General features: G+C 72.7%; 20 protein-coding genes. 18 read left to right on the top strand and 2 right to left on the bottom strand.

Features of this window, described 5'->3' with window-relative positions; translation table 11 throughout:
- Positions 1 to 7 precede the first annotated feature (7 nt).
- Both MID12_RS01695 and MID12_RS01700 read right to left on the bottom strand, forming a co-directional pair.
- Complete coding sequence (locus tag MID12_RS01695; protein WP_263164390.1) at positions 8 to 1,186, bottom strand: acyl-CoA dehydrogenase family protein; 1,179 nt, start codon at positions 1,184 to 1,186, stop codon at positions 8 to 10.
- A complete protein-coding gene (locus MID12_RS01700) occupies positions 1,186 to 1,947 on the bottom strand; it encodes an aspartate/glutamate racemase family protein (protein WP_063778600.1) in 762 nt (253 codons plus the stop codon). The genes MID12_RS01695 and MID12_RS01700 overlap by 1 nt, the downstream gene beginning before the upstream one ends.
- A gap of 1,089 nt (positions 1,948 to 3,036) precedes the next feature.
- On the opposite strand from MID12_RS01700, the gene MID12_RS01705 reads away from it, so the two are divergent.
- From MID12_RS01705 to MID12_RS01790, 18 genes are read left to right on the top strand one after another with little or no spacing between them, the layout of a single operon-like run.
- Positions 3,037 to 4,611 carry a class I adenylate-forming enzyme family protein gene (locus MID12_RS01705; RefSeq protein WP_263164393.1) on the top strand — a complete coding sequence of 525 codons (1,575 nt, stop codon included), beginning with the start codon at positions 3,037 to 3,039 and terminating at the stop codon, positions 4,609 to 4,611.
- Positions 4,608 to 5,501 (top strand): sugar phosphate isomerase/epimerase family protein, encoded by an 894-nt coding sequence (locus MID12_RS01710; protein WP_263164395.1) that lies wholly within the window; start codon positions 4,608 to 4,610, stop codon positions 5,499 to 5,501. The genes MID12_RS01705 and MID12_RS01710 overlap by 4 nt, the downstream gene beginning before the upstream one ends.
- Positions 5,492 to 6,922, top strand: a complete 1,431-nt coding sequence (locus MID12_RS01715) for a pentapeptide repeat-containing protein (RefSeq protein WP_263164397.1) — start codon at positions 5,492 to 5,494, stop codon at positions 6,920 to 6,922. Before MID12_RS01710 ends, MID12_RS01715 begins: the two co-directional genes overlap by 10 nt.
- The gene (locus tag MID12_RS01720; RefSeq protein WP_040246273.1) at positions 6,919 to 7,575 is read left to right on the top strand and encodes a PIG-L deacetylase family protein; all 657 of its coding nucleotides are present in this window, start codon (positions 6,919 to 6,921) and stop codon (positions 7,573 to 7,575) included. Before MID12_RS01715 ends, MID12_RS01720 begins: the two co-directional genes overlap by 4 nt.
- A gap of 58 nt (positions 7,576 to 7,633) precedes the next feature.
- On the top strand, positions 7,634 to 9,052 hold the full coding sequence (locus MID12_RS01725; RefSeq protein WP_263164400.1) for a UDP binding domain-containing protein: 1,419 nt from the start codon (positions 7,634 to 7,636) through the stop codon (positions 9,050 to 9,052).
- Positions 9,049 to 9,879 (top strand): hypothetical protein, encoded by an 831-nt coding sequence (locus MID12_RS01730; RefSeq protein WP_145945102.1) that lies wholly within the window; start codon positions 9,049 to 9,051, stop codon positions 9,877 to 9,879. The genes MID12_RS01725 and MID12_RS01730 overlap by 4 nt, the downstream gene beginning before the upstream one ends.
- A complete protein-coding gene (locus tag MID12_RS01735; RefSeq protein ID WP_263164403.1) occupies positions 9,876 to 11,114 on the top strand; it encodes a nucleotidyltransferase family protein in 1,239 nt (412 codons plus the stop codon). The genes MID12_RS01730 and MID12_RS01735 overlap by 4 nt, the downstream gene beginning before the upstream one ends.
- Before the next feature lie 41 nt (positions 11,115 to 11,155).
- On the top strand, positions 11,156 to 12,163 hold the full coding sequence (locus tag MID12_RS01740; RefSeq protein ID WP_263164405.1) for a hypothetical protein: 1,008 nt from the start codon (positions 11,156 to 11,158) through the stop codon (positions 12,161 to 12,163).
- Positions 12,160 to 13,230, top strand: a complete 1,071-nt coding sequence (locus MID12_RS01745; RefSeq protein WP_263164406.1) for a phosphopantetheine-binding protein — start codon at positions 12,160 to 12,162, stop codon at positions 13,228 to 13,230. Before MID12_RS01740 ends, MID12_RS01745 begins: the two co-directional genes overlap by 4 nt.
- A complete protein-coding gene (locus tag MID12_RS01750) occupies positions 13,223 to 13,957 on the top strand; it encodes a class I SAM-dependent methyltransferase (RefSeq protein ID WP_263164408.1) in 735 nt (244 codons plus the stop codon). Before MID12_RS01745 ends, MID12_RS01750 begins: the two co-directional genes overlap by 8 nt.
- A complete protein-coding gene (locus tag MID12_RS01755) occupies positions 13,954 to 15,138 on the top strand; it encodes a class I SAM-dependent methyltransferase (protein ID WP_263164410.1) in 1,185 nt (394 codons plus the stop codon). The genes MID12_RS01750 and MID12_RS01755 overlap by 4 nt, the downstream gene beginning before the upstream one ends.
- 23 nt (positions 15,139 to 15,161) lie before the next feature.
- Positions 15,162 to 16,352 (top strand): DapH/DapD/GlmU-related protein, encoded by a 1,191-nt coding sequence (locus MID12_RS01760; RefSeq protein ID WP_263164413.1) that lies wholly within the window; start codon positions 15,162 to 15,164, stop codon positions 16,350 to 16,352.
- A gap of 31 nt (positions 16,353 to 16,383) precedes the next feature.
- Positions 16,384 to 17,415 carry a tetratricopeptide repeat protein gene (locus MID12_RS01765; RefSeq protein WP_263164415.1) on the top strand — a complete coding sequence of 344 codons (1,032 nt, stop codon included), beginning with the start codon at positions 16,384 to 16,386 and terminating at the stop codon, positions 17,413 to 17,415.
- Positions 17,416 to 17,464: 49 nt separating this feature from the next.
- Positions 17,465 to 18,835, top strand: a complete 1,371-nt coding sequence (locus tag MID12_RS01770; RefSeq protein ID WP_263164417.1) for an AMP-binding protein — start codon at positions 17,465 to 17,467, stop codon at positions 18,833 to 18,835.
- A 26-nt stretch (positions 18,836 to 18,861) separates the two neighbouring features.
- Entirely contained in the window at positions 18,862 to 19,665 is an 804-nt protein-coding gene (locus MID12_RS01775; protein ID WP_263164419.1) for a phosphosulfolactate synthase, read from the top strand.
- Positions 19,652 to 20,053 (top strand): VOC family protein, encoded by a 402-nt coding sequence (locus MID12_RS01780; protein WP_263164422.1) that lies wholly within the window; start codon positions 19,652 to 19,654, stop codon positions 20,051 to 20,053. Before MID12_RS01775 ends, MID12_RS01780 begins: the two co-directional genes overlap by 14 nt.
- 31 nt (positions 20,054 to 20,084) lie before the next feature.
- Positions 20,085 to 22,007 carry an ABC transporter ATP-binding protein gene (locus MID12_RS01785; RefSeq protein WP_263164424.1) on the top strand — a complete coding sequence of 641 codons (1,923 nt, stop codon included), beginning with the start codon at positions 20,085 to 20,087 and terminating at the stop codon, positions 22,005 to 22,007.
- The gene (locus MID12_RS01790) at positions 22,004 to 23,803 is read left to right on the top strand and encodes an ABC transporter ATP-binding protein (RefSeq protein WP_263164426.1); all 1,800 of its coding nucleotides are present in this window, start codon (positions 22,004 to 22,006) and stop codon (positions 23,801 to 23,803) included. Before MID12_RS01785 ends, MID12_RS01790 begins: the two co-directional genes overlap by 4 nt.
- The last annotated feature ends 48 nt before the right edge of the window (positions 23,804 to 23,851 follow it).

Below are 23,851 nucleotides of genomic sequence, written 5' to 3' on the forward strand. Positions count from 1 at the left end.
AGGGTGTTCATCCCCCACCCCCCTGAGGTGCCATCAACTGCCTGCCGAAGTCACCGAGTTGGGAGGGGCGGACGTTGGCGTGCTGGGCGATGGCCAGAAGGTCCCGAAGACGCCTCTGGACAGGGGTGCCGTTGAAGAGCGCGGCGCTTCCCGCGTTCTGGAAGCACCACAGGGCGATCTCCACCGCGGTCCCCACACCGTGCACCGCGGCGGCGGCCACGGACGCGGCGTCACCGGCGGTCAGCGCGCCGCCCGAGGCGGCCAGGGACCACGCCCCGCGCCCTTGGTGTTCCAGTCCGGCCAGTGCGGCATCCAGGCGTGCTCTCCTGTCGCCGAGTTGCCACTCCCGTAGGAGAGCGCGGCCGTCCTCCTGTTGCCTGCCGGTCTGCTGCGGGGGCGGGGCGAGGCAGGCCAGGGCGGCCTGCGCGGTGCCGAGGGCCACCGCCGCCGTATGGAGGGCGAAGGCCGGTCGCACGGGCAGCAGGCTGTGGGGGGTGGCCGCCGCGGAGAGGTGCCCCTGGAGGGGGTAGAGGTCCTCTCGTGCGACGGGGATCTCCCGGGCACGGACCGTTTCGCTGCCGGTGCCGCGCAGACCGAGGACGTCCCAGGAGGAGTCCACGCGGAGCATCGGCTTTCGCACGAGGACGCCGTGCGCCTCCTCGGCATCACCCAGGGCGGTGCGGCAGTGCAGGAGCACCCACTCGGCATGGTGGACTCCGCTGGTGAACCGCCAGGAACCGGACAGGCGCGGGCCGTCACCGGCATCGGTGACGCTGCCGTCGCCCGCGGACGTGGCGGAGACCACGACGTCGGGACCGGATCGGACCACCTTCTCGAAGGCGGGGAGCGGGAGTCGCGCCAGAGTGATCTGCGACTGCGCCCAGACCATGACGTTCCACGCCACGGAGGCGTCGGCGACGGCGATTTCGCGCAGCGTGCGCAGGAGTTCCGGGAGAGCGGTCTCGGAGCCGCCGTACTTCCGCGCCAGGGTCAGACGCAGGCAGCCGTGCGCGACCAGGTCGCGCAGCAGATCCCCGCTCGGCCGCCCCCTCTTCTCGGTCCGCTCGGCGGCTTCGGCGATCCTGCGCAGGAGGCCTTCACAGGTGGGCGAGGGTGTCGCGGAGTCGGCGCCACGGAGGTCCGCCGCGCAGTCGGGACACTCCTTCGGCAGCGCTAGCGAAGCCATCAGCCGGCCACGCTCCGCCGCCCCAGGGAGGCCGAGACGAGTGCGTCGATATGGACCTCGGCCGTGTCGATGAGGACCGCCTCGTCGAGGTCGGACGCCGATACCAGGAGACCGAGTTCGGTGCAGGCGAGCAGGACGCCGTCCGCACCCGCGGCCACCGCGGAGGAGATGATCTCCGTCAGCAGCCGGCGTGATTCCTCGGTGACGCTGCCCAGGCAGAGTTCGTCGTAGATCATCCGATCGAGGGCGCGCTGGACGTCGGCGGGGACGGGCTGCGAGGTCATGCCGCGGCTCCGCAGCGCCTGCGCGTACGAGGGCATCGCCGCCGTGAAGCGCGTGCCGAGCACCACGGCGCTCTTGACGTTGCGGGCGAGGGCGGCATCCGCCGCGGACTCGACGAGGTCGACCAGGGGGAGGTCGGTGGCCTCGCGCACTTCGGCCGCGACACGGTGCATCGTGTTGCAGGCGATTCCGACGAGATCGGCGCCCGCGGCCTCCAGCCTCCGCGCGGAGTGGGCCAGGCGGCTTCCCGCGGCTTCCCACTCATCGTGCAGCTGCATGCGCTCGATCTCGGCGTAGTCGTCCGAGCAGATGACAAGGCGCGCGGAATGCGAGCCGCCCAGAATGCGGCCCACTCTCTCATTGATCTCGCGGTAGTAGGTCAGCGTGGAGGGCCAGCTCATGCCTCCGATGAGGCCGATACATCGCGCCTCGTCCGTGTGGTTCGAGTGATCCGGATCGACCGATCGCGAGCGGGTCATGGCAGGAAACTGTACCCGCGCCGCGGTCGGCGGCAAGCATTCCCGAAAATCTCTCGCCAAACGGGCAGGGCATCTTCCGAAACGGGCAGCCGGAGCGGTCGGCAAGGCGCGGGGAGAACGATTGATCGCCACCGGATATCACCCCTTGTGTTCAATTCACGGCGCCGTGCGAGGACAGCGCCGGAGCGGCCGCGGGCGGCGTCGCGCACGGCCCGCGGCCGCATTCCGGAATCCGGAGTCCCGGAGGTGCGTCGCGGCCTGAAGTGCCGACTCGGCGCGATCGGCCCGGACACAGCGCAGGTCGTACCGCGGCAGCGCGGACACCCCTCGCCGCAGGAAGGACGGGGCGGGGCGGCCGCGCGGAAGCTCCCCGAAGGTGACCCATCGTCATGTCACGGAGAGGACACAATCGGACTCGACTACTTCCAGTTGCCTGCTCACGGCGACTGGAATTGGCCGCCTCGCCAGGCAACACGGGGAAGCACCGCCGAGCACGAGCACCCCTCGCCTCAGTTGAGCCTTCTTCACCTTTGGCGTTTCATCGTCACATGGAGTCAGCATCTCGACAGGGCCCCTCCGTTTCGGGGAAGGGTCCCGGAAGGCGCACGACCTGTAGAGATCGCGCCTCGGGCCGACCCGACGCGACCGCGCTCATCCGAACGCAAAGCGTCACCGCCCTCACCCGGCAGGAGGGGCATGGCAGTCGCCCCGCGCCTTGCCGGCCTGGTGCCCGAAGCGTATTTCCGGCCACCTCAAAGTGGACCAAAACCGACCGAAACGCTTGCGGCGATTTCCCCGGGAGTTTCGGGTGGTATCAGATCCAGGGAGTCCGGGTAGATTGCTTTCCGTCGTCGTCCGGTGCGACGGAATAACAAGAGGGCCGACATCCGGATTTCACTTCTCTGCACCCGTCGACGAGTACCGCGTAACCTCGCCTCCGCAGAATCCTGCTGAAAGTCTCTCGTTTCCCGTGCCCAGCCCTGCGGAATTCACATTCACAGCGATCTCCTGTTCGGCAGTCCTCCTGGAAACCCCTCGAATTCGGTGTAGAACTCCCATGGCCCACCCCATGCGGAGGGAGGATCGACCATGCCCGTACGCCTCGACCACATGCTTGCCGACGCCTGCGCACGCTTCGGTTCCCAGGAAGCTCTGGACGACGGCACCCGCAGGCTCACCTTTCGTGAACTGGCGCAGGACGCCGATCGTCTCCATGCAGAGCTGACAGCAGCCGGCCACGAGCCGGGGCGGCCTGTCCTCGTGGCGGTGAGCAATCGGGCAGAGGACCTTGTCTGCCACTTCGCGGCCTGGAAGGCCCGGGCAGCGGTCGTCCCCGTGCACCGCAGTTCACCGGTCTCGGCTGTCCTCACCACCGCTCGCCGAACGGGCGCCCGGCTGCTTCTGGGAGCACCCTCGCATCACCCCCCGGCCTGGGAGGAGTTCACGCCCTTGCCCGCACCGGCGGGTACGGAACCGGCACGTACGGACTCCGCCCGCCCGACCGCCGCGTGGCTGCGTGCCCAGGGCGGCGCCTCCCCCGCGGCGCTTCAGGACGCCGCCCCGCCGGAGGAACTCGACGGCGACCAGGCCCTCGTGGTCTTCACCTCGGGCTCCACGGGACAGCCCAAGGGGGTGGTGCTCTCCCACGCGGCCTTCGCCGGCAAACTCGCCGCGATACAGGAGGTGCTGCCCTTCTCCCCCGGGTCGCGTACCACCCAGGTGCTGCAGCTCAACTTCAGCTTCGCCCAGTGGACCGCACTGCTGACCCTCGCCCACGGCGGCTCCCTGCGCCTGCTCCCGCGGTTCGACGCGGAGCGGGTACGGGAGGTGCTCGCCTCCTCGCGGACGGACCGCATCGCCATGGTCCCCAGCATGCTCCGCCTGCTCGCCCGTGCCCTCGACGCTTCCCCGTCACCTCGTGAGCTGCCGGCCGAACAGGGCTCGCCCGGCCTGATCATCGCCGGTGGGGAGCCTCTGTCGGCCGGACTCGGCAGGCGGTTGAGGGAGCTTCTGCCGCACACCCGCCTCGCGGACGTGTACGGCCTGAGCGAGACCTCGACCTCCGACTTCATCCTCACCCCGGAGGCCTACGACAAGGGCGCGGGGACCATCGGCAGCCCGAGCCCCCAGGTCTCCTTCCGTATCGCGGACGAAGAGGGCAAGGAGTGTCCCGCCGGGGAGACCGGGGACCTGTGGATCCGTACGCCGTATGTGATGACCGGCTATCTGGGCGACCCGCGGGAGACCCGGGAGGCCTTCACGGACGGCTGGCTCCGTACCGGCGACCTCGCCCGGCTCCGGCCCGGTGACGGACTGGTCGAACTCGGCGGACGCACCAAGCAGTTGATCTCCCGCGGCGGCATCAAGATCTCCCCCTTGGAGATCGAGAACTGCTATGCGAGCCACCCCGCGTGCACCGAGTGCCTCGCCGTGGGGGTGCCCGATCCGGATCTCGGCGAGCGCACCCATCTCCTGGTCGTCCGCGGATCCCGGCCGGTGCCGCCCCGCGGGGAGCTGCGGGCCTGGGGCCGCGAGCGCCTGGAGCCGTACAAGCTGCCGGACCAGGTGCACACCGTCGACGAACTCCCGCTGGGGCGGACCGGCAAGGCGGACCGCCTCGCTGCCCGGCAGCTGGCCCTGCGCCTGGCGGGTGGTACCCCATGACCCTGCTCGGTGTCTCGACGAGCGCGCTCGCCGACCCGGACGCCCTGGACCGGCTCAGCCACTTCGAACCGGACGTGGTCGAGTTCTACAACTATCCGGCCGGCTCCCTGCCCGCGATCACGGACTTCTGCCGCCGGACAGGTGTCCGCCCCGCGCTGCACACCCCGGTCCCCTACGACGGACCGCAGCCGCTGCGACGGTTCGCGCCCACCGGTCCGGAGCCCGGCGACGCCGAGGAAGCGCTCCGCCTCGTGACCGAGACGGTCCGCTGCGCGGCACGGCTCGACGCCGTCCACGTCGTCGTCCACTTCCCCAGCCCCTACCCGCCGTTCCGTCCGGAAGGCTTCGCCGCCGCCCGCGACGGGTTCCTGGACAGTCTGGCCGGACTCGCCAGGACACACGGGGTCCCCGTACTCATCGAGAACCTCTCGCCGAATCCCCTGCTGCGCACGCCCGAGCAGTACCGCGCCGCCCTCGACGGCCGCCCGGAGCTGGGGTTCTGCCTCGACCTCGGGCACGCCCACCTCCTCGGCCCGCCCCACGGTCCCGTGCGGTTCGCCCGGCACCTCGGCCGTTCGATCCGCAGCATGCACGTGTACAACACCACCGCCGACCGGTACCCCGTCCACGGGCACGAGCTGGCTCGTCCCGAACAGCGGCCCCACGACGGGTACCTCGATCTGCCGGCGGTGCTCCCCGAGCTCCTGGCCCGGGCGTCACCTGCGGTCCTGGTGCTCGAACACGGCCCCAGGTGGGACGAGGAGACGGCCGCACGCACCGGTGCCTGGCTGCGCGGACTCCTCGCAGATCACGACGCCCGCGTCGGCAGTGGCACCGCATCCGCGCACGACCAGGACCTCGACAGGAGAGGGCGTCACCCGTGGCAGTGACCGCGCACACCGAATGTTGTCTTGCCGTAGCCCGTGCGGAGAGCCCCAAGGCGCGCTCCGCCGCGCTCAAGAAGCTGTCGGAGATGACCCAGTCCCTCCTCGACACCACCGGACGCGGACTGGACCTCGTGGAGGCGGACCTCGCCGGTCTCGACCTGAGCGGGGCGGATCTGCGGCGCGCCACGCTCAACCGGGCGGTCCTGCACGGCACCGTCCTCCAGGGCGCCGACCTCAGCGAGGTCACCATGGTGTGCCCGGGCATGGAGCGCACCGACCTCGCCGGGGCCAGTCTGCGCGCCGCCTACGTCCACGCGCTCGCGGTGCAGACCTGCAAACTGGACGGGGCCGACCTCACGGGGCTGCGTGACGCCACCGGCACCCTCTTCCACGGGTGCAGCATGCGGGACGTCCAGCTGGGCGGTTCCCAGCTGGCGGGCGCGGGCTTCTACCAGTGCGATCTGAGCCGGGCCTCCCTGCCCGGAGCCCATCTGCAGGGCGCCACCCTCAACGAGTGCCTCCTCGACCACGCCAGCCTGGACAGGGCCCGTCTGGACCAGACGACGGTGACGAAGTCGAGCCTGCGCGGCACCTCGCTGCGGGCGGCGACCGGGCAAGGGCTGGTGCTGCAACGCCTCACCTGCGCCGACGAGCTGGTACTGGCGGAGGCGAGCCTGCCCGGTCTGCGGGTGGACACGGTCCGCGGGCGGGGCTGGTCGGCCGCGGGCCTGGCCGCCGTGGGAGCGGACCTCTGCGACGTCTCCGTGGAAGGAGCCGTACTGCGCCAGGCCGACTTCACCGGCGTGCGCATGCGCCGCTCCGCGCTCAACGGCGCCGACCTCGCCGGCGCCGCGCTCTCCGACGGCAAGATCTCGACGACCTCGCTGCGCGGCGCCGACCTCCGCGAGGCCACCGCGGAGAACCTGCACCTCGTCGAGAGCGACCTCTCCGGTGCCGATCTCACCGCGCTCATCGGCCGGTGCCTGACGGCCCGTGACACCGACCTCAGCAATGTGCGGCTGCGCAACGCCAACCTCTACCGCGCCTGCATCACCGGCGACCCGCCGCGCGGGATGCGGCTGCGGGGCGCGGACCTGCGCAACAGCACCCTCGTCCAGGCGATCGTCGCCGCCGACCTGCGCGAGGCCCAACTGGCGGGCGCCAACTGCGCCTACAGCCGCTTCAGCCAGTCCGACCTCACCGGAGCCGTCCTGGACGGGGCCGCGCTCTACGAGTCCACCTGGGTCAAGGTCGTCGCACACGGCGTCTCCCTGGCCGGGGTCAAGGCGCCCCTCTTCGCCGACCGCTGTCCCGGTCTGGACAAGGCGGTCACCGACTCCGGCGGCCCGAACGCCGAGGAACTGCGCGTCTTCCTCCACGCCTTCGCCGAGACGCTGGCGACCAGCCGCAAGGGGTCCACATGAACCCCGTACTCGTCGTCGCCGCCCACCCCGACGACGCGGAGCTGGCGGTGGGAGGGACGGTCGCCCAACTCTGCGACCGGGGCTCGGAGGTGACCGTGGCCTTCGCGACGGTGTCCGAGCACGACCCCGCGCTGCGTCCGCTGCGCAGAGCCGCGGCCGAGCGGGCCGCCGAGATCCTCGGACACCGGGTCCACTGGCTCGCGGACGGCCAGTACGACCAGGTCGAGGACGTCCCCGAGTACCGGCTGGTGGGGCTGGTCGACACCCTGGTCGAGAAGACGCGGCCCGCCGCGGTCCTGACGCACTGGGAGGGCGACTCCCACCGGGACCACGTACGCCTGGCCGACGCGGTGGTCTCCTCCTCCCGGCGCTGGCCGGACACCGGGCTCGTCCAGTTCGGGCCCAACGAGTTCCGCACCGTACGGCACAGCGAGTTCACTCCGAACCTGTACGTACCCGTGGTGGACCAACTGGACCGAAAGAAGCGGGCACTGCGCTGCTACAGCTACGCCGGCCAGGGCTTTCGAGGGCTGGACGAGGACGCGGTCGAACTGCTGGCCCGCCACCACGGGCTCGCGGTCGGGGCACCCGCCGCCGAGGCCCTCCTGGTGCGGCGGGCCCGCACGGACCGCCCCTTCCCCCTCCTCGGCTGACGTCGTCGGCGACGACCACACGTACTCCGGTTGCCACCACACGGAAGAGAAGACCCCCATGACTGCTGCCTCCACAGACCAACAGGTTCCGCAGACCGGCCGGAGCCCGGAGGAATACCGCTCGGACCTCCTCAGCGGCCGCTGCGCCGTGTCGGTGTGGGGAATGGGCTACATCGGCTTCTCCACCTTCGAGGCCCTGAGGGCGGAGAAGGTGCGCGTCGTCGGATACGACATCAGCAGCGAGCGCGTGGCCGCGCTGCGCGCCGCGGGTGCCGCCGACACCGAGAGCCCCGTCGGTACGCCCGCGGCGACGCTCACCGACGACCGCGCGGAGGCGCTCTCGCCGGATGTGGCCGTGCACTTCGTCGCCGTCCCCACCGAACGCGGCGCCCGCCCGCACTCCCGGGATCTGGTGGACGTCCTCGAGGCGATCGTCGAGGCCACCGCCGCGCGCCCGAAGGCCCATCCCCCGCTGGTGATCGTCGAGTCCACGCTCACCCCGGGCACCGTCGAGACGCTGCTGCTGCCCCTGCTGCGGGCCAACGGCCTCTCCGCGGACCGTGATCTGCTGCTCGCCCTGGCCCCGCGCCGCGACTGGTTCATCGCCGAGGGCTACGGTCTGCGCGACCTGGACCGCGTCTACTCCGGAGTGGGCGGCCGGTCGGCGGAAGCCGCGTACGCGGTCCTCTCGCTGATGTGCGACACGCTGCACCGCGCCCCGAGCCATATCGAGGGGGAGCTGGTGAAGTGCGTGGAGAACGCCTACCGGCACCTGGAGATCACCCTCGGCAACCAGCTGACCCTCGCCTATCCCGATGTGGACATGGTGGAGGTGCTGCGCCTGGCCGGTACGAAGTGGAACATCGGCACCTTCCATCCCTCCTTCGGCACCGGCGGCTACTGCGTCCCCCTCGGCAGCCGCTATCTCCTCGCCGGGACCGAGCACGCCGAGGAGCTGACGCTGCTCTCCCAGGCCGTGGAGACCGACATGCGCATGCGCTCCGTGGTGGCCGACGCCGTCGCCCTGCGCGGACCGGTCGTCATCCTGGGACTCGCGTACAAGGGCGACATCAAGGTGTCCACCCTCAGCCCCACGGTCGGTATCAGTGCCCGCCTGGCCCAACTGGGCGTTCCCTTCGGGGTCTTCGACCCTCTCTACAGCGCTGAGGAGATCAACCGGCTCCTGGGCGCCGAGGTCGCCGTCTCCCGTCTGCCGGAGGCGATCCGGGCGGCCCGGGCGGTGCTGATCGTGACGGACCACGCGGAGTTCCGCGAGGAGGCGTATCTCGGCCTGCTCACCGAGCCCCGGGAGGGCGAGCTCGTGGTCCTGGACAACCAGGGCGTGCTCGCCGGCCGGGTGTGGCCCGAACACGTCGTGTACCGGCAGGCGGGCCATCCCGCCTGGCTGCGGCCGAGGGCGCTCGGCGCGGAGACCGGCACAGCGGCACCCTCCCCGCTGCCCGGGCGGCCCGGATGAGCGGGAGCCGAGAGATCCGTGCGGTGGCCGAGGCGGACGGACTGCTCCGGTCCGGTCCGCTCAGCGCGGAGCGGGCCCGCCACTACGCGGACAACGGGGCGGCGTACGCCCGGGGCGCGGAGCAGTTCGTCGCCTTCCCGTCCTACGACCCGGTGCTCGACTCCCAGGACCTCTACGTCCCCGCGCACGAATTCACCGTCATGGGAGGCGAGTTGGCCGAGGACCTGCTCGCGGCCGGTGAGGCGGACCGGGTCCTGCTGCGCGTGGAGGCACAGGCGGGCGCCGTCCCGGAGAAGCCGTTCCGCAGGCTGGTGCGCTACGTGGCGCGCACCGAGGGACCCCCGGGCACCGCGCCTCCGCGGGGAATCCGGCTCGTCCGCGCGGAGGCGCGGAGCGTGCCCTTCGTGAAGTCGATGATGCGGCGGGCCATGCTCGACGGCTACCACGGCGCGGTGCGCGACCCCCGGGCCGTCGACGCCTATCTGGAGGAGACGGTGCGGTTCACCGGCCCACAGGCGCTGCACGGTCTGGTGGCCGAGGCGGCGGGGCGCGAGATCGGCCACATCACCTGGACCGACCCCATCCCGGACGAGGTGACCGGCGCTCTCTTCCACGACCTGATCGATGTCCATGTCCTTCCCGAGTTCGAGGAGCGCGCGATGACGGCCGCGCTGACCCATGCCATGTTCGACCGAATCGCCGGGAGCACCGCAGGGGTGCGCGGCAATGTGATCGAGGACGAGGAGGGGAAGGCCGACCGGCTCCACGACGGTCTGCTGCGGGCCGGCTGGGCGCCGCTCTTCGCCCTGTGGGTGACCTCGTCATGACGGCGGACGAGGACCTGGTGGCCGAGGAGCAGGGCGCCGCGGCCGAGGAGGTCACCGCGGCCGAGGACGGCGCGGACTTCCGCGAGCTGAGCAGCGAGTACCTGGCGGACCTCCTGCGTGCCGTGGAGCGCTCCCACGAGCCGAGCTGGATGGCGGTCTTCCGGTACGCCTCGCGTCACAAGCTGCGGATCGTCCTCGCCAGCGCCCTGCTCACCGAGGGCTATCCGCTCACCCCCGGGCTCGCCTACGAGGTCTCCTTCTGGCGGGAGCAGGAGCAGCGCTACGGGGACCTGGTGGGCGATTTGACCCGCGCCGTGCCGGAACTGCGCCGGATGAAGGGGCCGGAGATCGGCCGCCTCTACCCGCCGGGCTGGCTTCGCGATTCCACCGACGTGGATCTGGTGGCCCGCACACCGCGGCAGGTCTGGGAGGCCGCGGGGCACCTGCGGGACCAGGGGTGGCAGCCGGACTCCCTGGCCTTCCAGGGCACCGAGCGCGGTGTCGATGTCGCCCTGAACATGGTGCGGCCCTCGCACGACGAACTGCTCCTCGACCATCAGGCGGTCGAGCTGGTCTCCATGGAGACCACGGGCCGCCCCTGGCGGGTCCGGCCGGTCTCCGATCCACCCGGGGTGCGCCGCACCGGACCGGCCCGGCAGCTGCTGGCCCTGCTGGAGGAGGGCTTCGAGCGGGACTGGCGGGCACGCGACCTGCTGGACGCCTCCCTGCTGCTCGTGGAGATCGCCGAGGAGGGCGTCCCGGCGCTGGCGCGGGAGGTGGACGCGCTCGGCCTGGGCCGGCAGTGGCACACCCTCACCCGCCGCCTGCGCGGCTACGGCCTGGTCGACGACTCGCTGCTGCCCGCCGCCGGGCGGCCGTGGCGGGCCTCGGCACAGCGGCTGCGCCGGGCGGCGAGCCTGGCCTCCCGGCCGCCCGCCGTCGCGGCGGGCGTCCTGCAGACCTTGCAGCGGCGGAAGGCCGGACCGCTCGGCTCCGTCGGCGAGCGCTGGGTGCTCGATCATCTCCCCGGGCGGTCCGTGCTGGCCGCCGGGCTCCCCGTCTGGGGGGTGCGCGTCGACGACCGCTGCGCCGAGGGCACCGAGGTCACCTACCGGACCGGCTCGGGGCGCACCTACGCCACCACCCCGGTCGGCACCTATCTGCTGCTGTACGTACCGCACTTCGACCCGTCATGGCTGCACGCCCCCTCCCCCGTCTCCGGCCAGGGCGACTGACCCCGTACGAAAGGCCCGCTGTGCGCACCACAGGTGACCCCGTGCTCTCCCCCTCCGCCGCCGAGTGGCGGCAACTGACCAGTCAACCCGTCAAACGCGCGGTGTACGCGGACGAGCCCTGCACCGGGCAGGGCTGGCAGAGCGCCACCGAGGCCCTCGGTGACCGCGCCGCCTGGACACTGCAGCGCAGCGCCCTCACCGTCTTCCGTCCCGACGCCCTCTTCGCGCAGCGGGTCGCGGCGGGCCTCGCCTACATCGCCCAGCTCGGCCTCGAACCCGTCTTCGCCGCGGAGGTCGGCTTCACCGGGCGGACCGCGGCCCTGATGTGGCAGCACCAGTGGGGCGGCGCCTCCCCGGACCGCACCGCCTTGATGACCACCCTGCTCTCCAGCGGCCCCTCCCTGCTGATCGCCTTCCGCGAGCGGGCACAGGCGATCGAACTCCCCGCACCGGTGCGGCTTTCCGCGGTCAAGGGCTCCGGGCATCCCGCCGAACGCAGGGGAGATGAGCTGCGCAGCGCGCTGCACTCCCCCAACAGGGTGCTCACCTTCGTGCACGTGGCGGACGAACCCGCCGACATCCTGCGGGAGACGGCGATCCTGCTCCCCGCCGAACAGCGGCGCGCGCTCTTCTCCGCGCTCGGCGCCGGAACGCGGACGGCGCCGCTGCCGCCCCCTCCCGCGGCCGAGGCCCCCGACCTCGACGGGCGACGGGCCCTGACCCGGATCATCGCGAGGCTGGAGCAGGCGGCGCCCCTTCGCGGGGAGGACGCCGAACGGGCCCGCGCCCAGCTCCTCACCACGCTGGCCCAGGTTCTCGACGGGCGGCGCCTGGCCTGGGGGCCGTTCCGCGACGCGGTGGCCCGTTCGGGGGTGGCGCTGCCGCTGTGGGACCAGTTGCTGGCGGGTGCCGCTCACATTCCCTACGACAGCACGGACGGTACGTCCGTCATCCCCGACTCGGGCCGCCGCGGATGGCTCGCGGGGCACGGCACGGTCCTGAGCGCACCCGGCAGCGGATCCCTCCGGCAGCGGGAGGCGAGCCGGTGAACCCCACGACTGCCGCCACCGGGCAGACCCTCGACCCCGTGGACAGCTGGGAACTCGCCGTTCTCGACGCCTGGCACCCCCTGCTGCTCACGGAACACCTCACCCGCGGCACCGACTTCTTCGAGGCGGGCGGCACCTCCGTGGCCGCCGCCCAGGTCATGAGCCGACTGCGCCGCAGCCTGGCACAGCAGTATCCGCTCAGCCTGCTCATGGAGAACCCGGTGTTCGCGGACTTCGTCCGGGCGGTCAGAGGCGGCGCGGCGCGGTCCGTGCCGCTGGTGCGGCTCTCCGCGACACAGGCCCCTCCCGCCGGGACGGCGCCCGGCTCGGCGTGGATACACGCCGCCGGGGGCGAGGTGATGTTCCTGCACGCGCTGGCGGCCCTGGTCCCGTACGCGCACTTCCTCGGCGTCCGCGACACCGACTGGGATCTGTCCCCCTACGCCCCGCTGGTACCGCAGGAGTTCACGGCCAGGGCGGCACACCACCACGCGCTGCTGGCCCCGGAGGGCGTGACCCACATCGCGGGCTACTCCTCCGGAGCGTTCGCGGCCCACGAGACGGTACTGCTGCGCCTGCGCGCGGGCCTGCCGACGGCCCCCGCCCTGCTGGTGGACCCGCCGGCGCTGCACCCCGCCGTGAGCAGCCCCTCCTACGCCCAGGTGCTCGCGCGGCGGCTCGGCATCGCCCCTGAGGTGGCCGAGGCACCGCAGGCGCACCCCGAGAGGTGGCGCGCGGCCCTCGCCCGGCGCTCCCCGGTGGGCGCCCTGCCCGAGGAGTCGTACGAGGACTGGCTCACCCAGCTCTGCCGGATCAGCGCGAAGGGCGAATGGGCGCTGTGCCGCTACCGGCCCGGCCCCTCCCCGGTGCGGCACCGGCTCGTGCTCTCGAAGAGCCGCCCGGACCTGGCGCAGACGGTGGCCGACTGGTCGGCCGTGTGCGGCCGGCCTCCTCTCGTCCTGACCGTCGACGCCTCGCACGACGAGATCATCGCCGACGAGGCCCTGGCGCACGCCGTCGCGGACTGGCTCGGCGAACCGGCCGACGGGAGCCGCGATCGTGCGTGACCTGCCCGGCGCGGCCAACGGTGCCCGCCCACTGGATCTGCGCTACCTGGAGCGGCCCGCGAACCTGCACCACCGCCCCTACTTCCCGTTCGTGGAGGCACACGCCTTCCGGGCGGCGGACTCCGCCGAGCACGGGCTCCTGGACGTCGGCAGCGCCAACGGCGCCTTCCTCCACTACCTGAGCACGCGCAGACCGGCCGTACGCTGCTCGGGCCTGGACGTGCTGCCCGAACTCGTCGCCCACGCGCGGCGGCAGGTACCGGAGGCCTCGTTCTCGGTGGGTGACATCACCGATGCCGGGTCCTTGCCGCGCGAGCGCTTCTCCGTGGTGACGATGCTGACGCTGCACAGCCACTTCGACACGCTCGACCCCTGGCTGGAGAACCTCCTCGCGCTCGTCGCCGAGGGCGGCCGCGCCCTGGTCTTCGGCCCCTTCAACCCGAGTCCGGTGGACGCCCTGGTGCGGCTGCGGGTCTCCGGCGGGACGCCCTCGGACTGGACCTGCGGCTGGAACGTCCACGCGCGGCACTCCTTCGCCGCACGCCTGCGCGCGGCCGGCCACCGGTTCGCCTTCCACGACTACACGCCCCCGGACGAGGCGGGCGGCCCCGGCGAGGGGGTCACCGATCCGCTGGCCACCAGGCCCGCCGTCCTGGACGGAAGGACCGTGCTGATGAACGCCTCCGGAGTCGCCCTGCCCTTCGCGCTGCTGGAGATCCGCCCGTGAACGCCCCGGTGGTCCTGGAGGTGGAGGCCCCCTGGCTGAGCGGTCTGCGCAGCCCCGTCAACAGGCGGCCGCTGCTCCCGTACCGGCCCGGTCTGCTCACCGACGGGGACCGCCTGTGGCCGTGCCTCGACACCATCCCCTATCTGCGCACCGGCAGGGAGGCCGTGCGCGAGGCGGCCGTGTCCGCGCTGCTGCGCGAGGACCCCGTCACCGCGCTTGTCGCGCTCCTCGGCGACCGCAAGGACGCGTCGATCCCCCCGGTGCGGCCGGACGCCGTGCGGGCCGCGGTGGTCCGCCCCGGCACCGCGCGCCGGGCGATGGAACTCCTCGACTACGGCGGCATGGCCCCCTATCTGCTCCACCGCTGGTCCCTGCCCACCTACCTCAGCGGACTCGCGCTGCTGGAGGCGCACGCCCCGGCGGGCGCCCGCCTCAGCGAGATCGGCTGCGGAGCGGGCCACTTCCTGCGGGCCTGGAGCCGGGAGCGGGACGGAGACGGCACCACCGGGGCCGACCTGGTCTTCTCCATGCTGTGGCTGGCCCGGCAGTACGTGTGCCCCCGGGCCCGGCTCATCTGCTTCGACACCGAGGACCCCTTCCCCCTCGCCGAGGACTCCGCGGACGTGGTCCTCAGCCACGACTCCTTCCACTACTTCCGCGGCAAGTCCCATGTCCTGGCACAGATGCGGCGCCTGTGCGCGGCGGGGACGCTGCTGGTGGGCCACGCGCACAACGCGGACCGGCCCAACCACTCCCCCGGACTGCCGCTCACCGCCGAGGAGTACCAGGGCCTCCTCGGCCCCGGGACCTGCTACGACGACGCCGCGCTGACCACCGCCGCGCTCACCGGCCTGCCTCCCCGCCCCGCGGACCGCGAAGCCCTGCGCGAGGCCGACGCGTTCGCCTTCGCCCGCGGTCCCGGGACGCCACCGAGCCCGTCCGCCCGCCTCGTCCTGCCGGCACCGGGCACGCCCCTGCGGGCGAACCCCCTGCTGCACGGCGCGGTCCCCCGGTGGCCGAACGGCAAGTTCGAGGACGAGTACGTCCAGCCGTGGCCCTACCTGCGCGGCCTGCGCCGCCCCGAGGGCATCGGCGCGGACGTCGCCATGGACTCCTCCCCCCGGCTCGAAGCACTCGTACGCGAACGGCTCCTGCTCGACCTCCCGCCCCGCTGGCTGTGACGCCCCCTCCCGAAGGAGACGCTGTGAACACCCCCTTGCCGGTTTCCGACCTCACCGAACAGAGCCTGGACACCGTGCCCGCCGACTGCGTGGTCGGTCGCAACGTCCGCGTACGGGCCGGTCGGTTGAGGATCGGCAGCGGCGTGCACATCGGCGACGACGCCGTCCTCGTCGGTGACGAGGTGGAACTCGCCGACGGCGTCCGGATCGGAGCCGGCACGGACCTGCGCGCCTCGTCTCTCGTGCTCGGCACCGGCTCGGAGGTCGCGGCGGGGGTGCGCGCCCTGGTCGCCGAGCGGCTGTGGACGGGGCGGGCAGCCCGGGTCTCCAAGGGCGTGGACATCCTGTGCCGCGACTTCACCGCCGGGAACCTCCTCTACCTGGGAGACGGCACGAGCGTGGGCTACGGCGGCACGACCACGTCCACGGCCACCGTGCGGATCGGAGACCGGGTCACCGTCGGGCAGCACACGATCCTCAACGCCAACCACGGCATCGTGCTGGGCGACAACGTCGGCACCGGTTCCTACCTGGCCGTGTGGACGCACGGATACCACTTCGGCCACGGCCCGCTGATCGGCGTCGCACCGGCCTACGCACCGGTCCACGTCGGACGGAACGTATGGCTCGGCTTCCAGGTCACCCTGCTGCCCGGAGTCACCATCGGCGACAACACCATGGTCGCGGCGGGCTCCGTCGTCACCGGTCCGGTACCGGGCGACGTCCTGGTGGGAGGGGTGCCCGCCAAGGTCAAGAAGCAGTTGGACGGCACGGCGGTCACCGGGGAGGCGGCCGACCGGGCGGTGCGCGAGGTGCTGCGGACCTGGCTGCGCGAGCTGAGGTGGAAGGGCTGCGCCGTCACCGAGGACGCGGGGGACCCGGACGCGGCGGAGCTGCGCGTCGCCCTCGCCGACGGTTCCGAGGAACTCCGGGCCGCCCTGCTGCCCCACGGCGCACCCCCGCCGCTGCCGCGCGAGGAACCGCTGGCGCTCGTGACGGTGGAGGACCGTCCGGACATCCGCACCGGGGACGGCTCGCCGCTCACCGTCTTCGAACTGCGCTCGGGCCGCCTGCGGGGCCGGGATTCCGCACTCGTCCAGGACCTGCGCGACCAACTGCGCCGGCACGCGATGCCCTGCGGGGACAGCACCTGTTTCACCGCGGTGACGCCCTCGGCCTTCGCCCGTCTGGCATCAGCCGTGCCGGGCGGCTGAACCGCCTTTCCCCGACCCGATGGGAGACCCCATGACCACCACGCCACCGGACGGCCTCGCCACGGTGCTCGGCAGGGCGGCGGCCGCCCACGCCGCCGACCGCACGGACAGCTTCCTCGACCTCGCCCGGCAGGCCGCCCGTCTCGCCGAGGGCGGCGGCGTTCCCCAGGCCTGTGTGCAACCGCTGCTCCAGGTGGCGGTCGACGCGCTGTACGAGGGGGAGACGGACCTCCCGGAAGCCCTGTTCCTCGCGGCCCTGCCCGCGCTGGAGCAGCCGGAGGACGCGGCCACACGCGCGTCGGTGCTCCACAACCTGGCCCTGCTGGCGCTCACCCGGGAGGACTTCGCCCGGGCCCACCGCCTGGACAGCGAGGGCAGGGACCTGGCAGCCGCCGCGGGGGAACCCCTCGTGGAGGCGGAGTGCCTGCACGGCATCGGCGCCGCGCTGGTGGCGCAGCGGGACTACCCGCCCGCGTGCGCGCCCCTCGAACGCTGCCTGGCCCTCTTCGAGGAACTCGGCGACGAGGACGCCGTCGCGGCGGCCGCGCACTCCCTGGCGATCGCCCGTCAGGAACTCGGCGACCTGGAGCGGGCGCGGGGACTGTTCCTGCGGTGCGTGGCCATCTGGCGTGCCAGCGGCTACGGACACGGACTGACCGAGGCGCTGCAGGGGATCGGGGAGATCGCCCAGAGCTCGGGCGAGTACCGGGAGGCGATGGCGCGTCACGCCGACGCCCTGCCCGTCCTCCTGGAGATGGACGAACTCCCCGGCGTGTCCGAGTCGTTGGAGGGTGTCGCCCTGGCGCTCGCGGGAGCGGGCCGCCCCGACGACGCGGTGAGGCTCTTCGCGGCCGCCACCGGCATCCGCGACCGCCTCGGGGCCGAAGTGCCCCCCGCCGTACGGGAACGGGTCGCCGACGACATCGCACAGGCGCGCACCGCCCTCGGTGCCGAGCCGTTCCGTACGCACTGGGCGTGGGGGCACGCGCTCGCCACCGAGGAGGCGGTCGCCTACGCGCTCGGCCGGGACGGAGACCGGCTGAGCAGACCCGGCCCGAAGTGACCGGCCCCCGCACCGTGTTCCGCCCACGCCACAGATCGGAAGTCCGCACATGATGTCCGACCCGAACAGGGCCGCGGCGACAGCATCCGCCCGAGACAGCCTTCTCCCGGCGCTCCACGAGGGCCGGGCCGCGCTGCGCTGCGGGACGCAGTCGCTGCGAGGAGACGAACTCGCCGGAGCCGTCGGCGCCGTGGCCGCGAAGGTCACCGGCGCCCGACGGGTCGCCGTCGAGGCCCGGCCCGAACTGTCCACTCTGGTGGCGGTCGCCGGGGTCCTCGCCGCCGGGGCGGCAGCCGTGCCGGTGAACCCGGACGCAGGCGAGGAGGAGAGGAAGCACCTGCTGTCCGACAGCAAGGCGGACCTGGTGCTCGGCCAGGTCGACCTGGCCGCCCGCGGTCCGCTGCCCGCGGCGCCCGGCACCGACGACAGCCCTGCCCTCATCCTCTACACCTCCGGATCGACCGGCCCGCCCAAGGGAGTGGTGCTGTCCCGGCGGGCCGTCGCCGCCAATCTCGACATGCTCGGCGAGGCCTGGGAGTGGAACCCCTCGGACGTGCTCGTGCACTCCCTCCCCTTCTTCCATGTGCACGGACTCGTCTTCGGCGGCCTCGGCCCGCTGCGGATCGGCTCGCCCCTGCACTACAGCCCCGGCGGACTGCGGCCCCAGCAGGGCGGAAGCATCTACTTCGCCGTACCGACGATGTGGACGCTCAGCTCCGACGAACACCTGCGGGCGCTGAAGGACGCCCGGCTCCTTGTGTCGGGCGCCGCCGCGCTGTCCGCGGAGGCCTTTGCCCGGATCGAGGCGCTCAGCGGCCACCAGGTGCTCAACCGCTACGCCATGACGGAGACCCTGGTGGTCACCTCGCCCCCGCTCGGGGCGCGGCGCAGCGCCGAGGCCGTCGGACCGCCGCTGCCCGGTGTGCAGATCGCTCTGCGCGAGGTGCAGGACAGCGGGTTCCAGGAGATCCACGTCCGGGGGCCGCAGCTCTTCAGCGGCTACCTCGACGGCCCCCCGGCCTTCGACGCCGAGGGCTGGTTCGCCACCGGGGACCTGGGGCGCTTCGACGACAGCGGTTCGCTGCGGCTGCTCGGCCGCCGCAGCACCGACCTGATCAAGACCTCCGGCTTCCGGGTCGGGGCCGGAGAGGTCGAGGCGGCGCTGCTCGCCCACCCCGCGGTCGCCGAGGCCGCGGTGACCGGGATCCCCGACGAGGTGCTCGGCGAACGCGTCGCCGCCTGGGTCGTCCTCACCGAGCCGGGCAGCACCGAGGTGCGCGCCCTGCGCCGCCATCTCGCCGGGCTGCTCACGGACTACAAGCGGCCGTCCGAGATCCGGCTGGTCGCCTCCCTGCCGCGCAACGGGCTGGGCAAGGTGCAGAAGCGGCTGCTGGGCACCCAAGACGGAGGTGTCCGGTGAGCCGTTCTCCTGGAGGTCACGCAACGATGTTCCCGCACACGCTTCAGCTCCCGCCCCGCCAGGACAGGCCGCGCACCCGCGGGTTGACGATGGTCATCGACAACGGCCTGCCCTCGCGGCTGTTCGCGGACACGATGGCCGACTTCGGCCATCTCGTGGACCTCGTCAAGTTCGGCTGGGGCACCGCCCTGGTGACCCCGCGGCTGAGCCGCAAGACCGCCGTCTTGAACGACCTCGGCATCCCGTACATGTTCGGCGGAACCCTGTTCGAGAAGTTCGTGGCCCAGGACCGGGTCGAGGGCTATGTCGCGCTCTGCCGCAGCCACGAGTGCCCCTACGTCGAGGTGTCCAACGGCACCATCGACCTCTCCGCGTCCCGCAAGGCGGGGTTCATCGAGAAGCTGGCCGCCGAGTTCACCGTGATCTCCGAGGTGGGCTTCAAGGACCAGCCCCGCTCCGAGCTGCTCTCCCCCAGCCAGTGGATCGACGCCATCCGCGACGACCTCTCGGCGGGCGCCTCACGCGTGATCCTCGAAGCGCGCGAGAGCGGGTCGAGCGGCATCTGCCGACCCGACGGGCAGCTCCGCATCGGCCTGATCGAGGACATCCTGCGGGCCGGATTCGACACGGAGAAGCTGGTGTTCGAGGCGCCGAACAAGGCCCTGCAGACCTACTTCGTCCGCCGGGTGGGCCCGGAGGCGAACCTCGGCAACATCGCACCCCGCGATCTCGCCGCGGTGGAGACGCTCCGCCTCGGACTGCGCGCGGACACGCTGCTCGACGACCCGCTCCCCAGGCACGCATCGGAGGACACGCATGAGGACCGGTAGGGACGCATTCCATCTGGCCATCCCCGCCCGCGATCTGGACGAGGCCGCCCACTTCTACTGGAAGCAGCTGGGCTGCCCTGTCGCACGCCGCTACGACGACCGCATCACCCTGGACTTCTTCGGCGACCAGGTCGTCTGCCATCTCGCACCCGAGACCCCGGTCGCCGAACCCCGCCTGTATCCGCGGCACTTCGGGATCACCTTCCGCGAGCGCTCCGACTTCGACAACCTGCTGCGCCTCGTGGAGATACGGAAGGTCCCGGTCTTCCAGGCGGCGCAGCCGCGCTTCGAGGGCACGGTCGAGGAGCACACCACCCTGGTCCTGCGCGATCCCACGGACAACCTCCTGGAGTTCAAGCACTACCGGGACCCGAGGATGATGTACTGATCCGCCCCCCACGAAGAGTAGGGATGCGCAGATGAACGCTGTGGCCGCTCGCCTGCGGCCGATGCGGGAGTCCGCGGCGGCCTGGCGGTCGGAGATGCGTCTCCGGCGGCGACTTGCCGCCTCGGTGCGCTCGGCCGGCCGGCCCCTGTCGGCCGCGGTCTGGGCGGTGAACCTCGCACGGGCCCTCTTACCCCTCGCGGTGGGCCTGTTCACCGGGCTGCTGGTGCAGCACCTGGTGACCTCCCCGCGGGACACCGGCGGGCTGACCCGCCTCACTCTTGCCCTGTGCCTCACCCTGCTGGCGTCGCAGACCGCCGAAATCCTGGCCGGTGCGGTCAAGTTCAGCGCCGCACGCCGCATCGACCGATGGCACCGCCTGCGGCTGGCGGACATGATGGGCGCGCCCAGCGGGATCGGGCACCTGGACGACCCGGAGGTCCGGCAGGAACTCGACCAGGCGGCCCCCCTGAAAGGGCTGCCCGGCTGGGTCTCCTACACCTTCGGCACCAGCGCCGTGGGACAGGTCGTGATCACCACCCGCACCGTCGGCGCCTGGTGCGCCGCCCTCGTACTCGCCTGCTTCTCCTGGCCCCTGGCGCTGCTGGCGCTGGGCGCGGCCATGGGGGTACGCGCCGCCACCGGCCGGGACTGGATGGAGCAGCACGCGGTGATCCGCGGCTTCGCGCCCGCCACCCGGCGGGCGGAGTACTGGGCCGAAGTGGCCGCCTCCTCCTGGTCGGCGAAGGAGGTCCGCGTCTTCGGGCTGTCCGCCTGGGCGATCGGCCGGTTCCGCGAGGTACTGACCGCCCGTACGGACCGGGTCGCGCAGGTACGGCTCCGGCTCCTGCGCCGGCTCGGCGGCGCGGTACTGGTCCTCGCGCCCGTCGCGGGGCTCGGCCTCGGCGTCCTCGGCGCCGCGGGCGCCCGTCTGCCGCCGGGTGAATTCGCCCTCTACCTGGGGATGTTCTGGGCGGTGCTGAGCGTCAGCCGCTGGGACGCCGACTCCTACGACGTGCAGTTCGCGGGCCTGCCGGCGCTGCGGGCGGTGGACCGTCTGGAGGCCCTCCTCGCCGACGCGGACCCGTACCCCTCGGGCGGGCTCGCGTCGGGCGCACCCGCCGCGGGCGCCCCCCGGATCCGGTTCGAGTCGGTCGGCTTCGCCTACCCCGGCTCCGCGCGCCGGGTCCTCGACGGACTCGACCTGGAGATCGAACCCGGGTCCACCGTGGCGCTGGTGGGCGTCAACGGGGCGGGGAAGAGCACCTTCACCAAGCTCCTGACCGGCCTGCTGGCACCGACGACCGGACGGATCACCGTGGACGGCGTCCCCCTGGCCGAGATCGCACCGAGCGCCTGGCGCGCGCGGGTGTCCGTGGTCCTCCAGGAATTCGTGCACTACGAGCTGCCGCTGTCCGAGAACGTGACACTCGGCGCGCCCGGGCACCGGCCGAGCGCCGAGGCCCTGGACCGGGCCGCCCGGGAGGCCGGAACCGAGGACCTGGTGGCCGCGGCTCCGCTGGGCTGGCGGACTCCCCTGGCCCGCGGCTACCCCCACGGGATCGATCTCTCCGGCGGGCAGTGGCAGCGCATCGCCCTCGCCCGGGCCCTCTACGCCGTCTCGCACGGGGCGCGCCTGCTCATCCTCGACGAGCCGACCGCCCACCTGGACATCCGCGCCGAGCTGGACCTCTTCTCCCGGATCGGCGACCGGGCGCGGGACGCGAGCGTCCTGCTCATCTCCCACCGCCTGGCCACCGTCCGCCGTGCGGACCGGATCGTCCTGCTCGACGCGGGCAGGGTCGCGGAATCGGGCACCCATGAGGAGCTGATGGCGCTCGGCGGTCGCTACGCCGAGATGTTCACCCTGCAGGCGCGGAGGTTCACCGACCACGAGGCGGGCCCGCAGGGGGATCTTCCCTTCGTACCCGGCCTGACTCCCAAGGCGCACCCGTGAACCGCCTGTCCGTCCTCGCGGAGCTGTTCCGGGAAGGCTGGCGGACCCGCCGCGCGCTGGTCCTGGCCTATCTCGGCGTCACCGCCCTCGACATCGCCGCCGTCGCCGGATTCGCCCTGGCACTGCGGTCGTTCGTCCACCAGGCACTTGCCCATCAGTATCCGGGGGTGCTCTACAGCGCGCTGGGGGCGGCCGTGTGCTGGTCGTTGAGCACCGCCGGAGTCAGCGCCCGCACCAACCTCGTCTACCTGCTCGCCGAGGCCACCGGACTGGAGCTGAACAGCCGTGTCCTCGCGCTCGTCGCGGGCCTGGAGGACCTGGCCCGGCTCGAACAGCCCGAGTACGCCGACCACGTCGACCTGGTCAGAGGCGGAGGCGACGTCATCGCCCGTTCCGCCTGGCTCACGGTGGAGGTCCTCTCCGCGCTCACCCGGCTGGCGGCGGTCCTCGTCATCATGGCGTTCATCGCCCCGCCGCTGCTCGCCGTCGCCGCCGGGCTGGTGCCCGCGCTGTGGCTCTCCCGCCGGGGGCAGCGCCACGTACGCGGTGCCCTGAAGAGGACCGCGCCCGACGCCCGGCTCGCCGAGCACCTCCACCACCTGCTCACCGAGCCGGCGCCCGGTATGGAGATCCGGATCGCGGGCGCCCACGAGACCCTGCGGGCCAGGGCCCATGGGGCGTGGACCGCGCTGCTGACCGGCCAGGAGAGGGCCCAGTGGCGCGCGGCCGGGCTGTCGGTCACCGGCTGGGCGGTCTTCGCCGCGGGAAACACCCTCGCGCTGCTCCTCCTCGTGCGGTCGGTCGGCGCGGGCGACCTGGCGCCCGCCGACGTACTCGTCCTGCTCACCCTGACCACGACGCTCCGCACCCAGGCGGAGGGGACCATGGCCACGCTGCGCCAGGCGGCCGACGGCGTCCATCTGCTGGAGTCCTACTGCCACTTGACACGCGTCGGCAGCGGCAGGCGCCCCAGCAGCGGTGACTCCCACGTCCCGCCCCCCACCACCCTGCGGGAGGGGATCGTCCTGCGCGGTCTCTCCTTCGGGTATCCGGGCGGCCGGACCCCGGTGCTGCACGAGATCGACCTCGTGCTTCCCGCGGGTGCCACGGTGGCGGTCGTCGGGGAGCACGGAGCGGGCAAGACGAGTCTGGTCAAGCTGCTGTGCGGGCTGTACGAACCCACCGGGGGAAGCATCCTGGTGGACGCGGTACCGCTCGGGCGGATACCGGCACCGGCCTGGTGGGCGAAGATCACCGCGGGTTTCCAGGACCACGCCCGCTTCGCCTTCCTCGCCCGCGAGGCGGTGGGAGCGGGTGAGCTGTCGGCCCTGGACGACCGGGAGCGGATCGCCGAGGCGCTCACCGCGGGCGGGGCCCGGGAGTTCGTGTCCGCGCTGCCCGCGGGCCTGGAGACCCAGTTGGGCAGCGAGTTCGGCGGGGTGGAGCTGTCCGGCGGCCAGTGGCAGCGCGTCGCGCTGAGCCGGGCGGGCATGCGGCGGGCCCCGCTGCTGTGCGTCCTGGACGAACCGACGGCCTCGCTCGACGCCCGCAGCGAGTACGAACTCCACCGGCGCCAGGCCCATCTGGCCCGGGTCACCGGCGCCCGGCACGGCACCGTGACCCTGATGGTCACCCATCGCTTCTCCACGGTGCGCATGGCCGATCTGATCGTCGTCCTCTCCCGGGGACGGATCGTCGAACAGGGCAGCCACGCGGACCTCATGGCGAAGAACGGCACCTATGCCTCGATGTACCGGATGCAGGAAGCCGGTTACCGCGAGAAGGGCGGCCGATGACCCCGGAACCCGGCCCTGCCCGCCGCGCGGCAGGGCCCACGGCACGTA

The sequence above is a fragment of the Streptomyces sp. SCSIO ZS0520 genome (assembly GCF_025643355.1).
GTDB classification, from domain to species: Bacteria; Actinomycetota; Actinomycetes; order Streptomycetales; family Streptomycetaceae; genus Streptomyces; species Streptomyces physcomitrii.

What these genes read in the sequence shown, in the direction of transcription:
- MID12_RS01775 (WP_263164419.1), top strand. Translation starts at nt 18,862, where the DNA reads ATGTTCCCGCACACGCTTCAGCTCCCGCCCCGCCAGGACAGGCCGCGC.
- MID12_RS01705 (WP_263164393.1), top strand. Translation starts at nt 3,037, where the DNA reads ATGCCCGTACGCCTCGACCACATGCTTGCCGACGCCTGCGCACGCTTC.
- MID12_RS01770 (WP_263164417.1), top strand. Translation starts at nt 17,465, where the DNA reads ATGATGTCCGACCCGAACAGGGCCGCGGCGACAGCATCCGCCCGAGAC.
- MID12_RS01700 (WP_063778600.1), bottom strand. Translation starts at nt 1,947, where the DNA reads ATGACCCGCTCGCGATCGGTCGATCCGGATCACTCGAACCACACGGAC.
- MID12_RS01735 (WP_263164403.1), top strand. Translation starts at nt 9,876, where the DNA reads ATGACGGCGGACGAGGACCTGGTGGCCGAGGAGCAGGGCGCCGCGGCC.
- MID12_RS01720 (WP_040246273.1), top strand. Translation starts at nt 6,919, where the DNA reads ATGAACCCCGTACTCGTCGTCGCCGCCCACCCCGACGACGCGGAGCTG.
- MID12_RS01710 (WP_263164395.1), top strand. Translation starts at nt 4,608, where the DNA reads ATGACCCTGCTCGGTGTCTCGACGAGCGCGCTCGCCGACCCGGACGCC.
- MID12_RS01780 (WP_263164422.1), top strand. Translation starts at nt 19,652, where the DNA reads ATGAGGACCGGTAGGGACGCATTCCATCTGGCCATCCCCGCCCGCGAT.
- MID12_RS01725 (WP_263164400.1), top strand. Translation starts at nt 7,634, where the DNA reads ATGACTGCTGCCTCCACAGACCAACAGGTTCCGCAGACCGGCCGGAGC.
- MID12_RS01785 (WP_263164424.1), top strand. Translation starts at nt 20,085, where the DNA reads ATGAACGCTGTGGCCGCTCGCCTGCGGCCGATGCGGGAGTCCGCGGCG.
- MID12_RS01765 (WP_263164415.1), top strand. Translation starts at nt 16,384, where the DNA reads ATGACCACCACGCCACCGGACGGCCTCGCCACGGTGCTCGGCAGGGCG.
- MID12_RS01695 (WP_263164390.1), bottom strand. Translation starts at nt 1,186, where the DNA reads ATGGCTTCGCTAGCGCTGCCGAAGGAGTGTCCCGACTGCGCGGCGGAC.
- MID12_RS01730 (WP_145945102.1), top strand. Translation starts at nt 9,049, where the DNA reads ATGAGCGGGAGCCGAGAGATCCGTGCGGTGGCCGAGGCGGACGGACTG.